Origin of the sequence: Pelagibius sp. Alg239-R121, from assembly GCF_947331435.1 — a bacterium.
In the GTDB taxonomy this organism is placed as follows: Bacteria; Pseudomonadota; Alphaproteobacteria; order Kiloniellales; family Kiloniellaceae; genus Denitrobaculum.
This window is the reverse complement of sequence record NZ_CAMZOF010000008.1, coordinates 215,802-228,797: the sequence shown is the minus strand read 5'-3', so window position 1 is coordinate 228,797 and position 12,996 is coordinate 215,802. Positions and strand designations below refer to the sequence as shown.

The 12,996-nt window shown below is 55.9% G+C and carries 15 protein-coding genes and 1 tRNA gene; 4 read left to right on the top strand and 12 right to left on the bottom strand.

Annotation, left to right across the window (positions count from 1 at the left end):
- Positions 1-147: 147 nt before the first annotated feature.
- Positions 148-1,272, bottom strand: a complete 1,125-nt coding sequence (gene tssA / locus QMZ18_RS25320) for a type VI secretion system protein TssA (protein ID WP_282609160.1) — start codon at positions 1,270-1,272, stop codon at positions 148-150.
- A 636-nt stretch (positions 1,273-1,908) separates the two neighbouring features.
- Here tssA and QMZ18_RS25315 point away from each other — a divergent pair.
- On the top strand, positions 1,909-2,781 hold the full coding sequence (locus QMZ18_RS25315; RefSeq protein ID WP_282609158.1) for a serine protease: 873 nt from the start codon (positions 1,909-1,911) through the stop codon (positions 2,779-2,781).
- A 153-nt stretch (positions 2,782-2,934) separates the two neighbouring features.
- On the opposite strand, the gene QMZ18_RS25310 is transcribed toward QMZ18_RS25315, so the two are convergent.
- Together QMZ18_RS25310 and QMZ18_RS25305 are read right to left on the bottom strand one after the other, a co-directional pair.
- Positions 2,935-3,189, bottom strand: a complete 255-nt coding sequence (locus tag QMZ18_RS25310) for a DUF1344 domain-containing protein (RefSeq protein ID WP_282609157.1) — start codon at positions 3,187-3,189, stop codon at positions 2,935-2,937.
- Positions 3,190-3,383: 194 nt separating this feature from the next.
- On the bottom strand, positions 3,384-4,061 hold the full coding sequence (locus QMZ18_RS25305) for an IclR family transcriptional regulator (RefSeq protein WP_282609156.1): 678 nt from the start codon (positions 4,059-4,061) through the stop codon (positions 3,384-3,386).
- A 124-nt stretch (positions 4,062-4,185) separates the two neighbouring features.
- On the opposite strand from QMZ18_RS25305, the gene QMZ18_RS25300 reads away from it, so the two are divergent.
- Both QMZ18_RS25300 and QMZ18_RS25295 read left to right on the top strand, forming a co-directional pair.
- Positions 4,186-5,397 (top strand): CaiB/BaiF CoA-transferase family protein, encoded by a 1,212-nt coding sequence (locus QMZ18_RS25300; RefSeq protein WP_282609155.1) that lies wholly within the window; start codon positions 4,186-4,188, stop codon positions 5,395-5,397.
- Positions 5,394-6,200: a citryl-CoA lyase gene (locus tag QMZ18_RS25295; RefSeq protein WP_282609154.1), complete on the top strand. Its 807-nt coding sequence runs from the start codon at positions 5,394-5,396 to the stop codon at positions 6,198-6,200. The genes QMZ18_RS25300 and QMZ18_RS25295 overlap by 4 nt, the downstream gene beginning before the upstream one ends.
- Positions 6,201-6,346: 146 nt before the next feature.
- Here the strand turns inward: QMZ18_RS25295 and QMZ18_RS25290 are convergent.
- The 8 genes from QMZ18_RS25290 to QMZ18_RS25255 form a co-directional block, all read right to left on the bottom strand.
- Positions 6,347-6,423, bottom strand: a tRNA-Pro gene (locus QMZ18_RS25290).
- Positions 6,424-6,657: 234 nt separating this feature from the next.
- Positions 6,658-7,059: a MerR family transcriptional regulator gene (locus QMZ18_RS36955; RefSeq protein ID WP_322097281.1), complete on the bottom strand. Its 402-nt coding sequence runs from the start codon at positions 7,057-7,059 to the stop codon at positions 6,658-6,660.
- A 69-nt stretch (positions 7,060-7,128) separates the two neighbouring features.
- Positions 7,129-7,434: an integration host factor subunit alpha gene (locus tag QMZ18_RS25280; RefSeq protein WP_282609153.1), complete on the bottom strand. Its 306-nt coding sequence runs from the start codon at positions 7,432-7,434 to the stop codon at positions 7,129-7,131.
- 172 nt (positions 7,435-7,606) lie between these two features.
- Positions 7,607-8,581: a beta-ketoacyl-ACP synthase III gene (locus QMZ18_RS25275; RefSeq protein WP_282609152.1), complete on the bottom strand. Its 975-nt coding sequence runs from the start codon at positions 8,579-8,581 to the stop codon at positions 7,607-7,609.
- Position 8,582: 1 nt separating this feature from the next.
- Positions 8,583-9,629: a phosphate acyltransferase PlsX gene (plsX, locus tag QMZ18_RS25270; RefSeq protein ID WP_282609151.1), complete on the bottom strand. Its 1,047-nt coding sequence runs from the start codon at positions 9,627-9,629 to the stop codon at positions 8,583-8,585.
- 63 nt (positions 9,630-9,692) lie between these two features.
- Complete coding sequence (rpmF, locus tag QMZ18_RS25265; protein ID WP_282609150.1) at positions 9,693-9,872, bottom strand: 50S ribosomal protein L32; 180 nt, start codon at positions 9,870-9,872, stop codon at positions 9,693-9,695.
- 99 nt (positions 9,873-9,971) lie between these two features.
- Complete coding sequence (locus QMZ18_RS25260; protein WP_282609149.1) at positions 9,972-10,586, bottom strand: DUF177 domain-containing protein; 615 nt, start codon at positions 10,584-10,586, stop codon at positions 9,972-9,974.
- Positions 10,587-10,760: 174 nt separating this feature from the next.
- Complete coding sequence (locus tag QMZ18_RS25255) at positions 10,761-11,306, bottom strand: ubiquinol-cytochrome C chaperone family protein (protein ID WP_282609148.1); 546 nt, start codon at positions 11,304-11,306, stop codon at positions 10,761-10,763.
- Positions 11,307-11,566: 260 nt separating this feature from the next.
- Here QMZ18_RS25255 and QMZ18_RS25250 point away from each other — a divergent pair, with 260 nt between their 5' ends.
- Entirely contained in the window at positions 11,567-12,076 is a 510-nt protein-coding gene (locus tag QMZ18_RS25250; protein WP_282609147.1) for an outer membrane protein assembly factor BamE, read from the top strand.
- A 57-nt stretch (positions 12,077-12,133) separates the two neighbouring features.
- Here QMZ18_RS25250 and QMZ18_RS25245 read toward each other — a convergent pair whose 3' ends face one another.
- Positions 12,134-12,994 (bottom strand): MBL fold metallo-hydrolase, encoded by an 861-nt coding sequence (locus QMZ18_RS25245; protein WP_282609146.1) that lies wholly within the window; start codon positions 12,992-12,994, stop codon positions 12,134-12,136.
- Between the last annotated feature and the right edge of the window lie 2 nt (positions 12,995-12,996).

The window sequence follows — 12,996 nt, the reverse complement described above, 5'->3', positions numbered from 1 at the left end:
GAACACTCTCCAACGGCCTTACATTTCGCCGTTCATTCTAACACAAATTACCAAAAACTTTACCCGGCGACTGCCGTCCCTGCATTTTAATCCTCTGATCTCTCTACGATCTATCCGGCGGCCGTCATCGCGCGACCACCGGCTTCATTAATATCCATCCTCTGCCGGTGGTGCGATACCCGCGCGCATCAGGAATCCGCGACGGGCCTCTGCATCGGGAATCAGCTCGACAAGCAGGTCCGACAAAGGCATTCGAGCGCGACGCACCAATTCTTCCAGCGTGTAGGACATCGTCGAATGGGGTTCCGTTTTCCGGAAATAGTCTGCGACTTTAAGCAGCGTATTAAAAGCGTCCTCGCGGTTCGCAATGACTCCTGCGACAGCTGGTCCCGCCCCTGCTTGACCACCGCCTTCCGCAGCATTTCCTGCTTCGGCACCCTCACCATCCTCGGCGGCCGGCGCATCGACAACCAGCTTGTCCTTCGCCAGGAAACCGACCTCATCAAGTATAGCCTGCAACAGATTTCGGATGTTCGATGCCGGTGGCGAATCCATGCCGCACTTTTCATCGAGAAGCGCATTTACCTTCGCAAACTCCTCAAGGGCGGCTTTGAGATCGTCAACCAGTTCGCTGTAGAAAGCCGCCGGGGTTTCCGAAACCGCGCGGGTCATCTGTTCCATGGTCAAAGCGCCGGCCGCGATTCTGGCTTGGCGTTTTTCTTCGTCCGCAACCTTCGCTAGTTCGCCGGCCTGCTCGTACTGCCAGTAGGCATAAGGCTCGTCCGAACTGCCCTGTGTGATCAAAACTTTGCGGATCGGCTGAATCAGGGTGCCGTCGCCGCCATCACCGTTCAATCCGGTCAAAGGCGCAACCTTGGTCTCTACGCCATCCTCGTCTTCAAGCGGATAAAGATCATCCCAGAAGTTCTCGATCATACCGTGAATGAGACGAAAGCCGTCGCGCAAGCCGCCAAATCCGTTGGCACGGAGCAGAGCTTCGGTCAGCCAGGACGCTAATTCCAGATCTTTCGATCGGGTAGCGATCACATCAGGTGATAATTCGAGGATGGAGCGCCATTCATCAAGAAAGCCCGAAGGCTCTTCATCCATCTCCATATTGCGTTCGGCCGCCCGTGCTGCTGAACGCGCATCCTTGATCTGATAGTAGACCGAGGTCGGCGAGGCATCGTCCCTCAAGTTCTCGCCGGCACTGTTTTCGCCCTCAATGGGAGCCAGCAATGCCTCAAAATCCAAGTTTTCTTGCGACGCCATAAATTTTACTCGTCAATATCTCGAGGTTGTATCGCCAGGAGTGGTCGCAACCGAGACAATACGACGACCGACGAACATAGGTAAACCAACAATACGCGAAGCGAACGCAGCGAACCTGATTTGGGTGTTTCTAGAGGCCCCGTTCGTTTGGTTCGAATCCGCGTTCAAAGCTGAATCCCTGCCCAACTTTGTCATGCTTCACACAGATTTGCACTTTTCGTGATACGGCATTCCCCCTGCCTGAATACCCGCGACACTATAACTTTCGAAAGGCAGGGAATGCCACAATTCGCCCGCACAAAAACAGCCTGCTTAAAATCACCTAAAAGAATAAGCCTAAAACCTGTGGAGTTTCAATACTTTCCTGCACTCTATTAAGAACGTTCTTGGGTAAGCTTCTCCCTGCTTTCCCTTGCCAACCGCACTGCAGCCGCCAAGCACAAGGCATTAGGAAAAATCGCCAATCGCGTTCATCACCAGTGAGCGGCCAGGTTCGTGTTTAGGCAAATTTGCAACGGTGTTTTTGAAAACCGAACGAGAAATGAGTGGAAATTGTAGACAGGCGATAACTAAGTGTTAACCATAATTCTGGTATCACAATTTTGCCACAGGTGGATTTGAACAGCGGATATAGAGATGACAAGATCCTTCTTCGCCTTACCCAATATCTTCGACCGGCCGGCGCCGGTGCTGCGCCGGATTGCCCGCTTTGTCGGCGTTGGAATGCTTTTGAGCGCCACCGCTTGTGCGACAGTGAAGCCAGAAACAACGGCCGACACGATTATCGAATCCGCTCTCTCCTCCTCGGTTCAACTCTTCACCGAACGTGAGGATGGCCGTCGACGTACCGGCTCCGGCGTGGTTTTTGCCTTGGATAGTGATCGATCCTATATCGTCACCACGGCCCATTTATTGGAACCCCAGGTTTCCCAAAAGGTTTTCGTCGCCCTGCCCGGTCATGCAGAGCGCACCGAAGCGCAGATCCTGACCGTCAACGCGGAAAAGGATATCGCACTGCTCGAAACGGTCCCGCTAGGCGCAACGCCGGTCCGTTTTCAGGGAGACGCGCGTTTAGGTGAAAACATTTGGGTGGTTTCCTTCCCCTGGGGACGCCGCGTGACAGTCGTCAACGGTTTCGTCAGCCAGGTGGTGCAGGCGAATGACGATCCAGGCTCCATCACGCGCGGACCGATCAGCCTGATCGACGCGACAGTGAGCTACGGCACCAGCGGTGGTGGCGTATTCAACGGTGAAACCGGCAATTTACTGGGGATCGTGCGGGGCTATCGCACGGCAAAGCTTTCGGTACCCGGCGGTAACGGCCAGAGCCTAAGCGTACCGATTGCGGGCGAGACAACGGTCATCCCCATTTCGGATATCCGCTGTCAGCTCAAGGTGGCCCAACTGGCCCATCTCGCGCCGGAAGACGCCTGGGCATCTCTCGACGACAGCATCGATGCCTGCCCGAAGGTGACAGCGTCAAATCCGGACACGACAAAAACAAATTGACCCCACCTGCTCACCTGGCAACACCCTTGGTGAGCCAGGAAAGCCGACAAGCCTCGCGCAAACCGACAGGTCGGTCGCCGCTTTAAAATTTCAAAACCTTTGAGCAAGGGGCACGGGTCTTTCGACCCGTGCCCTCAGCGTCAGTGCAACCGCTTACTGAGCAGGTGCGATCGACGTTGCAACGTTCTTGCCGTCTTGCTGCTCAAAAGAAACCGTGACCTCGGTTCCAGGTGCCAGACCGTCAAGCGGAACACCCTCGACAACCTCAAAGGTCGTGCCGTCTTCAAGGGTCAAGGTGTTGGTTCCAGGATCGGCCATGGCGATGCGACCGGAAGCTTCTTCTGCATTGGCCGCGCCGGCAAAACCCAAGAACGCGAGAACGGAGAGTGCAGTCAGTAACTTTTTCATAGTCTGTATCCCAATTTGGTTACGATTTACAATAAGTTGCGTGGTTAAATGTATGTCTGACAACCACAACCGAGAAGGGACAAGATCCGAGCAAAAGTGTGTCAGTAAAAGGCCGCATCCGTGCCGCTGTGACACCCGCGGGACACGCTGTTTTTTGCATTCAAAAACTGCAGAAAAAACCGCAAAAAAATGCGCTAATCCAGCAACTTGGAAAGCCTTGTTGAAGCAGCTTTCAACAGTGAGATGCTCCGCGTACGTTCGGCCTGTGCAAAGCGAGATGTTAGCCCTGAGACGGCAAGAGCGCCCCTTAGGTGCCCGTCCCGGCCTAATAAGGGGACCGCGACCGCCGATAGATCAGGGTTCCGCTCTCCAACGGACACATAAAAGCCTGCACTTCTGATCTCGTCACTTGCCTCATCTTGCGCCCCTGTGAAGGCGCGCAGCGCATGAGCAGCAGCCCCGCGGTCCATCGGCAGACGAACGCCTTCATCCAAATGGTGTCGGATTGGGTGCCGGGAGTTCTCCCGGTAGAGGCACACGCGTTCCGCTGCTTCCCTGACATAGAAGGATGCGGTCTCACCGGTTTCCTCGACCAGCTGCCTTAATTCGGGGCGAATCCGTTCACCAAGATCGAAGCTGCGCCTATAGATGGATCCCAACCGCCACACACTGGGACCGAGACGAAAAAGCCCAGCCTCGTCACGAGTCAAATACCCAAAGCGCTCCAATGAGGCCGAAAGCCGCAAAATCGTACTTTTATAGAGCCCGGTTTCCTCAGCGAGTTGCGCCAGCGTCGATTGCCGCCTGTCTTCGCCAAAAGCCTCCAGGATGGAAAGAGCCCGCTCTACCGCTTCGACGCGTTGTTCCTTCATCTCTGCCTTGTTCCTCGTACTGCGTTCTCTTCAGCAGAATAGCAGAACGTCATTCTTGCAGACAGAACAACCAGCGACATAGATAAAGGCCGACGAGAGAAGTTCATGCAAGGAACGGACTGCTATGCACCCTTTATCTGGAATTCGGGTCCTTGACCTGTCGAACGTGCTTGCTGGCCCCTTTTGCTGCCATCAGCTCGCTCATCTGGGAGCGGAGGTGATTAAGGTTGAAGTACCAGGGCGCGGCGACCTGGCGCGGCAGCTTGGGGCCGATCAAACGCTGAATCATAAATTTATGGGGGTTTCTTTTCTCGCGCAGAACGCAGGAAAACAATCGATAACTCTTAATCTGAAGAATCCCAAAGGCGCCGCACTGTTGAAAAAACTAGTGCTGTCGGCCGATGTCCTGGTTGAGAACTTCCGGCCCGGAGTCATGGAGCGCCTGAAATTGGGTTGGGATGTGCTCAGGGAGATCAACCCACGCCTTATCTATTGTGCCATCTCCGGCTTCGGCCAGGATGGTCCCTGGCGCGATCTGCCGGCGTACGATCAGATTATTCAGGGCGTCTCCGGCGTCATGAGCATTACCGGTGATTCGGACACCGCGCCCTATCGCGTCGGCTACCCCATAAGCGACACCATCGGCGGGCTGACCGCGGCATTTGCCATCTCTGCCGCACTTCAGGGGCGTGATTCCAACAGCAGTACATCTGAAGGCGGCAGCTTCATTGACGTGTCGATGCTTGAAGCCACCATGGCCACTATGGGCTGGGTCCTGTCCAACTGGTTGATCGCTGGTCAACACCCAAGTGCAAACGGCAACGAGAACTTCACTTCGGCTCCCTCGGGGACCTTCCTCACAGCCGATGCCCCCCTCAATATTGCCGCCAATAAGCAGGAACAATGGGAGAGTCTGTGTAGGCTCCTGGCACGAGAAGACCTGTTGCGGAACTCCGATTTCATCAGCCGGGAGCTTCGTAAGAAAAACCGGGCGGCCCTAAAGCTGGAACTGGAGAAAACCCTTAAAACCCGTCCTGCAAAGGACTGGGCGGCTGAGCTCAACCGGTTAGGTGTCCCGGCTGGGAGGGTCTTGGATGTCCCGGAGGTATTGGAGCAGCCTCAAATAAGCGAACGTGGCATGATCGGAGCTTTTGCCGACGTACCGGGTGCAGAACGAGACATTCAGGTTATGCGTACGGGAATCAAGCTGGATGGCAAAGCGCCCGCGGTGAAGAGCCCGCCGCCCCAACTCGGAGAACATAATTACGAAGTTTACGGCGCACTTGGGCTAAGCACCGAAGAGATCGATAAGCTGGTAAAGGAGAAAGTCCTATGAGCGACGTCAGCGATTGGTGGCGCACTTCGATCATTGATATGGCGCCGGGCCGGATCCAGATGCGTGGCCGCCCGATCGAGGATTTGATCGGGAGTGTCACCCTGCCCCAAATGATCTGGCTGATGACCCGTGGCGAGCTCCCCAGTGACGCCGAAGCTAAGTTGCTTGAATGCGCCCTGGTCGCAGCCGTAGATCACGGCCCGCAGGCGCCCTCCATCGCCGCGGCCCGTATGGCTGTCACCTGCGGGTTGAACCTCAACGGCGCTTTGGCTTCGGCAGTCAACTTTCTTGATGACGTGCACGGCGGTGCCGGCGAACAGTCCGTAGAACTCTATCACGAGATCGCGCATTGTGCGGCGGAAGGGGTTCCTCTTGAAGATGCGACCTCACGCAGGATCGACGTCTGGCAGACCGAAAAGAGTAAGTATATCCCGGGCTTCGGCCACCGGTTTCATAAACCACGTGATCCGCGGGCTCCCCGCCTTCTCGCGCTTGTTGAGGACGCCGCCAGGAATGGCGTCGTGTCTGGTCGGTTTGGCGCTATCGGCACAGCCGTCCAAAGCTACCTGGAAAGCAAAGCGGGCAGAGCGGTTCCCATGAACATTGACGGCGCTACAGCGGTCATCTTCGCAGAGCTAGGCTTTGCGCCGCCACTGGCCCGTGGCCTCTTTTGCCTTTCTCGGTCAATCGGCATCGTCGCCCATGCCTGGGAGCAAATGGAACAAGGCGGGCGCAATAAGGGGCCGACACCACCAGACTACCGCTGGACATACGAGGGCGAAAATCCAATCGAACAGGCGTAGGGGAAGCAATGCCACGGGCGTTTGACGCCACCCCATGCGCAGGCCGTAACGGGTCAATTCAAAATCAGGATCGATTCAAGATAGAGATCGCAAGTGTGCTTCTTGCGTCAGCTTAAAGCAGGGAAAGAAGATACGGGGGAAGGAATTGGTCGGAGCGGCAGGATTCGAACCTGCGACCCCTTGGCCCCCAGCCAAGTGCGCTACCAGACTGCGCCACGCTCCGAACGAAAATCTCTTATGGGGCTCTGATCATCCCCGGCCCCGCATGCCGCAGGGTGGCCTTATATACTCTGGCGTTATCGGCAACGCAATGGGCTCAAATAGAAAATCTTACGCGGCGCGGGAGTGTAGATCTACAGGTGGCGCTGAACGTTCGGAGCACTCGAGAGAACCTCGCCGCCACGCCTGTCCCCGGTCGTTCTGGAAGCCTTTGTCCAAGGATCAATCCCTGGCGCCGTCAGCCCTTGGCTGCACGCAGCATATCCCGCAACTCACTGAGTTCCGTGACGATTTCCTGCAACTCGCTTTTCTTGGTTTTGGCGGTTGGCGGCTGACTTAGCGGCAATTCCGCCGTCTCTTCCACTTCGGGCTCCAACTTGCCATGGCCTTCGCGCAGCAGCTTCTGGACACCTTTGATGGTGTAACCATCCGTGTAAAGCAGTTCGCGGATACGTCGCAAAAGATCAACGTCTTCAGGACGATAATAGCGTCTGCCACCACCCCGCTTTAACGGTTTGACTTGATTGAATTTGGTTTCCCAGAACCTTAGGACATGTTGTGGAACATCCAGATCTTCCGAAACTTCACTAATGGTTCGAAAGGCGGCATGGGATTTACCAGCAGCGCGGCTAGCAGGCATTTTACAGCGGTGACTCCTTGTCGGCGCCCCCTATCTACGTATCCGTCTTCCTCAAGGAAGACATCGCCCTTACGACGAAGATAGAGATTTGTTTATTCGGTTTTTCAATACATGCGAGGCACGAAACACCAAAACACGCCGCGGGAGAATGGGCACTTCTTCACCGGTTTTAGGATTGCGCCCGATACGCTGGCCCTTTTGTCGAACAGAGAAGCTTCCAAACGATGACAGCTTCACCATTTCCCCCCGAACAAGAGCACTGGAAATTTCATTCAGTACTGTTTCCACCAGATCTGCAGACTCGTTACGAGATAGCCCGACTTCCTGGTAAACAGCTTCGCTTAAATCGGCGCGAGTTATTGTAGCCTCGGCCATTGGCCCCCTCCACTCCCCATTTTTTCAACGTTACCCCATCGCTCTCAAAGCGTCAAACATACAACGACTACTGATGGATGGGCGCCAAACTTTACACAGTTTCGCACCAAGCTTCGTTAAAGGGTTTAAATAGAAAAGTCTACTATTGCGGACGAAATACAGCCGGCAAATATCACCAGCGGACCAGAGCGGAACCCCAGGTGAAGCCGCCACCCATAGCTTCCATCAGCACCAGGTCGCCAGGCTTGATGCGTCCGTCACGGGTCGCTTCGACCAACGCCAAAGGGATCGAGGCCGCCGATGTGTTGGCATGTTTGTCGACCGTTTTGACCACACGGTCGTCGGGCAGCTTCAGACGCCGCCCCATAGATTCTATGATGCGCAGGTTTGCCTGGTGCGGTACCAGCCAATCCACATCCGCCGCCGTCAGATTGTTGGTCTCCAGCGCTGTGTCTATGGCTTCGGCCATGCGCACCACTGCGTGCCGGAAGACCTCTTTGCCTTCCATGCGGAGGAAACCGGCGGTTCCTGTCGTTGACGGGCCGCCGTCTACGTAGAGCGCTTCACGGTGCCGTCCGTCCGAATAAAGGTGGGTCGAAAGAATGCCCCGGTCATCCGTCGTACCCTCGCCTTCTTCCGCAGAAAGGACGACAGCACCGGCACCGTCGCCGAACAGGACACAGGTACCTCTGTCTTTCCAATCGAGAATGCGGGAGAAGGTTTCGGCCCCGATCACAAGTGCGGTCTTTGCCTGACCGCTCTTGATGAAGTTGTCAGCTATCGAAAGCCCATACACGAAGCCGCTGCAAACCGCCTGGACATCAAAGGCAGCACCTCGGACCATCCCGAGGCCTTCTTGGATACGGGTCGCGGTGGCTGGAAAGGTATCGTCGGGCGTTGCGGTCGCGCAGATCACCAGATCGACATCATCGGCTGTCATGTCCGCGTCGTTCAGCGCATCCCGGGCGGCCTTGACCCCCAAATGAGAAGTGTGCTCGCCCTCGGCCGCGATACGTCGCTCCCGTATCCCGGTACGCTGGGTAATCCATTCGTCGGAGGTATCGATGCGTTCGGCCAGTTCGGCGTTCGTGACTCGTTTTGCGGGAAGATAGGACCCGCAGCCCTTTACCTGTGATCTGATGGTCATATTAAACGGCTGCCGCCTGCGCTTCCGGTTGTTGGCGGGTCAAGTTCGCGAAATCCTGTTGGATTTTCTCAATGACCCCGTGATTTGCCATGTCGATCGCGACACCGATGGCATTGGCGAATCCGAGCGCGTCCGTTCCACCATGACTTTTCACCGCCACGCCGTTCAGGCCGAGGAAGATGGCACCGTTATAGACTCGCGGATCGACCCGTTTGCGCAGCTTGCGCATTGCCGAGCGCGCCAACACATAACCGATACCTGCCAATAAAGAGCTTTTGAAGGTCTGGCGTACATATTCATTGATCAGCTTCGCCGTGCCCTCCGCGGTTTTCAACGCGACGTTTCCGGTAAAACCATCCGTAACGATAACATCAACGCTGCCTTTGGCGATATCGTCGCCTTCGACGAAACCAACAAATTCGCCCGGCAGATTGGCACGGCGGAGAATCGCACTGGCGTCCTGCAGATATTCATGACCTTTGATGTCTTCAGAGCCGACGTTCAAGAGGCCGTAGGAAGGCTGAAGAATACCCAGAACGCAGCGAGCAAAGGCATTTCCCATAACCGCGAAGTCGACGATGTTATCGGCATCGCAGTTCAGGTTAGCTCCCAGGTCGAGCATCACCGATTCGCCGCGCAGGGTCGGGAAAAAGGAAGCAATCGCCGGTCGGTCAACCCCAGGCAGGGTCTTCAGGACGAATTTCGCCATCGCCATCAGCGCGCCGGTGTTTCCGGCCGAGACGACGCCTGCGGCATGGCCTTCCTGCACGGCATTGATCGCCAAACGCATGCTGGATTTACGGCCGGCACGAAGCGCGACCGACGGCTTATCGCCGCTGCGGACCACGTCATCGGTGTGAATAAGGGTCGTTACTGCTTTGAGGCGCTCTGACCGGTCGAGCAGAGGCGCAACCTCGTCCTCTCGCCCGTACATCAGAAAGTCGACTTCAGGGAAGCGTTCGCAGGCCATTTCGGCACCACCAACAACCACGCGCGGCGCGGCATCTCCCCCCATCGCATCAAGTGCTATGGTCAGACGGTCGTTCACAAAACCTACTTTCGCCAAACGTCAGCAGGGACCATCGGCCAACTCAACCCAGCCGCAACCGCACTATGCTTCCGTCTCGGCGACTTCACGTCCGTCGTAGTGTCCGCAAGAAGCGCAAACGTGGTGCGGTCGTTTCAGTTCACCACAGTTTGAGCACTCATGGTAGCTGTTTGACGCAAGCGCATCGTGGGCGCGGCGCATGTTACGGCGCGAGGGGGAAATTTTACTCTTTGGAACAGCCATAGCTCTCTATCCATCTTTCACTGGGCTATCGTTACGCCGGCACGTGAGCGCACCGCCGCTTCATAGCCAAATTATACCCTTGCGGCAAGCCCGACCGGACTAACGATCGTTGTCTTCTTTGCCGCTTTTCAGCGTCTCGAGAACAGCAAAGGGGTTGGGGCCCGCTGGTTTCTCGTTCTTCTCGTCAGTTTTGGTCTCGCCGGCGCCTTTTGGCGCGCTCGACAAAACCACTTCTTCCATTTCGACGTCAGGCGCCCTGGGATAGGGGTTGATTGCCACAGACAACTGCTGCGCAATCACCTCACCCACATCAATACCTTCCGGTCCGACCGCTTCAGGCGGATCGTCCGCTTCCGGGTCAATCGTCACGTCCAGTTCCGCTTTGGCCGAATCCAGCGTGAATCGCAAAACGAAGCTTTCGTTCACCGATTCGTTCACCGCTTCAAGCGTCACGACACAGGGTTGCTCGACCTCGGCCGTTAAGTCGCCTTCCAGAACAACCAGATCACCCCGAGCCTTGCGGCGCAAAACAACGGTCGCGAGCACATTTCGTAGTGCAGTTACGCCAAAACGTGCGGCCAGGGCTGCACATTCCGTTTCATCGGCAGAAAACCGGCGTTCGATCACGCCTGGATTCAAGTCGTCCATCGAAATCACACGACTGAATTCGAGAGATTCTTGTCCGATACCAGCTTCCACAGGATCCGCTTTCACCGCTACGCCTTTGAATTTATCCGCAGAAAGCGGCGCACATTAGGGGGACAGCCTACCCCGGTCAACGCCTTTTTATGCCTTCATTTAGAGGCTTGTTCCCGCCAATCCGCGGCTGTCAGGATTCAAGGTGAAGAACACTCCCCTGCTCTGTGTGTAAAAGCACAGCTCCCAGGCCTAATGCCGGCCTTCCGACAAGGGGCCGAATCGAACCTGACCAAGGATCAAACCCTCCATCTCTTGCCCGTCAAGGCTGGAAACTTCTGCCTGAACGTAGGTACTCAAGGCGTCGATTTGATCGTCGTTCACTTCAACTGTACCAAAGAGATTGCGCTTCAATGCGTCCTTAAGTGCCTCTTCTCCAGATTTCAGAGCCGATTCGTAGGCAGACAGGCGGCCATAAAAGGCCTGAACCATGGATTTAATCCGCTTTCCGACGCCAACATCGCCCACTCCCATCTCTCGCAGGCTTTGGTCCATGTCTAAAAACAGCAGGTCGAACAACGCCTGGGACGCTGCCGAGCTACGGTCATGTTCCTGTTTCAAACGGTTCATCACCAAGAAAACATGAAGCACGATCAGATCGAAGCGGCCATCCACGGTGTCAGGAACGCCGCAGGCGCTGTAAAACGCTGGTTGGCGGGCCTGCGCAACGATCCTGCCATAGAGTTCCCGCGTAGGGTCTTCTGGAGGGTCCCGGCGAAAAAGCCGTCTTAGCACCATAATTTACGACCTAATGAACCGAAATAGAGGCTGACTTACGCCTTTTTTTTCATGCAAGGAGAGCAATCGGCACCCAACCACCGGGTTTCATGCTTCACGCGACGCTGCCGACACGATATAAAGCGTTCTGTCGTATTGAAATGCCTGTGTTTCCCGACTTAATCAAGATTCGATAAGTTGGCAGCTCGGTACAATCCGGGTTGATAGGCAGCCCGGGCCATCAATACAGACCGCTTACAGAGATTACTCGGCAGAAAACGATGCAAAGTACCCGTCGTAAAGTCTTAAGACGCCACCGTGCCGCCTTGTTGGCTGGCAGCTGTGCGCTCGGTCTCCTGGTCTCAGGCTGTTCGAACGATATTCAGGTCCGGGGCAACCTGCCGGATCCGGAAGCGATCGGCGAAATCGAAACCGGCGTACATTCCCGTCGTCAGGTTGCAGAACGTCTGGGCTCTCCTTCGACGATTTCAACCTTCGAAGACCGGAAATGGTATTACGTGGGTCACAAAAGCACCCAATTTGCCTTTTTCAAACCAGAGATACTGGAGCGGAATGTCCTGGTCGTCACCTTTGATGGCACCGGCAAGGTGGACGACACGAAAGCCTATACGCTGGCAGACGGACAGATCATCGATCCCGTGTCGCGCACAACACCGACCGAAGGCCGCGAGTTGACGGTACTACAACAGATCTTCGGCAATATCGGCAGTTCCGTTCCCGGCACAATCCTGGGCGGCGGCGGACGTCGCGAGAGCCAGCGGCCGCGCTGACCATCCTCTCTAAGTTGGCTTAGAAACCATAGGACTCACTGTCTCAGCCGTGCGATGTCATAGGGCATTGAGCGGTATCTTGAGGTAGGAGATGCCGTTGCTTTCCTCGTCGGGTAGAGCCCCTGCCCTGATGTTCACCTGGATCGATGGCAGCAGTAGTTCCGGCATTGAGAGGCAGGAGTCGCGCTCGGTCCGGAAGCCGATAAATTCCTCCCGGCTACGGTTCGCGCCGACGTGGATGTTTTCCGCCTTTTGAGCAGCTACCGTTGTCTCCCAGGCATAATCCCGTCCATTCGGCCCGTAATCGTGACACATGAAGAGCCGGGTCGCGTCTGGTAGAGCCAAGATGCGGTGAATGGAATCATAGAGAACGCTGGCGTCTCCACCAGGAAAATCCACCCTTGCGGTTCCGAAATCAGGCATAAAGAGGGTGTCGCCAACGAAGGCGGCATCACCAAAAAGGTAGGTGATACAGGCGGGCGTATGACCTGGTGTCCAGAGGACCTTGCCCTCAAGCGCCCCAAGGGTGAAACGCGCGTTGTCTACGAACAGCTCGTCGAACTGCGAGCCATCCACTGGAAACTCGGCTTCCAGGTGATAAATGTCCTTAAACACCGACTGCACCGCGACAATGTTCGTACCGATTCCGATTCTGCCGCCGAGTTCGCTCTTTAAATAACTGCCCGCCGAGAGGTGGTCAGCATGGGCATGGGTCTCCAGGATCCACTCGACCTTGAGACCCTCACGCCTGACATGAGCAATCATCTCGTCTGCCGCACTTGTTTGGGTGCGGCCGGACTTGGGGTCATAGTCGAGCACCGAATCGATGATCGCACAGCTTTGTCCGGATGCCTCGGCGACGACATAACTGACAGTATTAGTGCCTTCATGGAAAAAGGCCGTAACATTCGGCGTCATTT

What these genes read in the sequence shown, in the direction of transcription:
- QMZ18_RS25310 (WP_282609157.1), bottom strand. Translation starts at nt 3,189, where the DNA reads ATGAAAAAGTTACTGACTGCACTCTCCGTTCTCGCGTTCTTGGGTTTT.
- QMZ18_RS25315 (WP_282609158.1), top strand. Translation starts at nt 1,909, where the DNA reads ATGACAAGATCCTTCTTCGCCTTACCCAATATCTTCGACCGGCCGGCG.
- QMZ18_RS25300 (WP_282609155.1), top strand. Translation starts at nt 4,186, where the DNA reads ATGCACCCTTTATCTGGAATTCGGGTCCTTGACCTGTCGAACGTGCTT.
- QMZ18_RS25255 (WP_282609148.1), bottom strand. Translation starts at nt 11,306, where the DNA reads ATGGTGCTAAGACGGCTTTTTCGCCGGGACCCTCCAGAAGACCCTACG.
- QMZ18_RS25295 (WP_282609154.1), top strand. Translation starts at nt 5,394, where the DNA reads ATGAGCGACGTCAGCGATTGGTGGCGCACTTCGATCATTGATATGGCG.
- tssA (WP_282609160.1), bottom strand. Translation starts at nt 1,272, where the DNA reads ATGGCGTCGCAAGAAAACTTGGATTTTGAGGCATTGCTGGCTCCCATT.
- QMZ18_RS25280 (WP_282609153.1), bottom strand. Translation starts at nt 7,434, where the DNA reads ATGGCCGAGGCTACAATAACTCGCGCCGATTTAAGCGAAGCTGTTTAC.
- QMZ18_RS25275 (WP_282609152.1), bottom strand. Translation starts at nt 8,581, where the DNA reads ATGACCATCAGATCACAGGTAAAGGGCTGCGGGTCCTATCTTCCCGCA.
- QMZ18_RS25250 (WP_282609147.1), top strand. Translation starts at nt 11,567, where the DNA reads ATGCAAAGTACCCGTCGTAAAGTCTTAAGACGCCACCGTGCCGCCTTG.
- QMZ18_RS36955 (WP_322097281.1), bottom strand. Translation starts at nt 7,059, where the DNA reads ATGCCTGCTAGCCGCGCTGCTGGTAAATCCCATGCCGCCTTTCGAACC.
- QMZ18_RS25245 (WP_282609146.1), bottom strand. Translation starts at nt 12,994, where the DNA reads ATGACGCCGAATGTTACGGCCTTTTTCCATGAAGGCACTAATACTGTC.
- QMZ18_RS25305 (WP_282609156.1), bottom strand. Translation starts at nt 4,061, where the DNA reads ATGAAGGAACAACGCGTCGAAGCGGTAGAGCGGGCTCTTTCCATCCTG.
- rpmF (WP_282609150.1), bottom strand. Translation starts at nt 9,872, where the DNA reads ATGGCTGTTCCAAAGAGTAAAATTTCCCCCTCGCGCCGTAACATGCGC.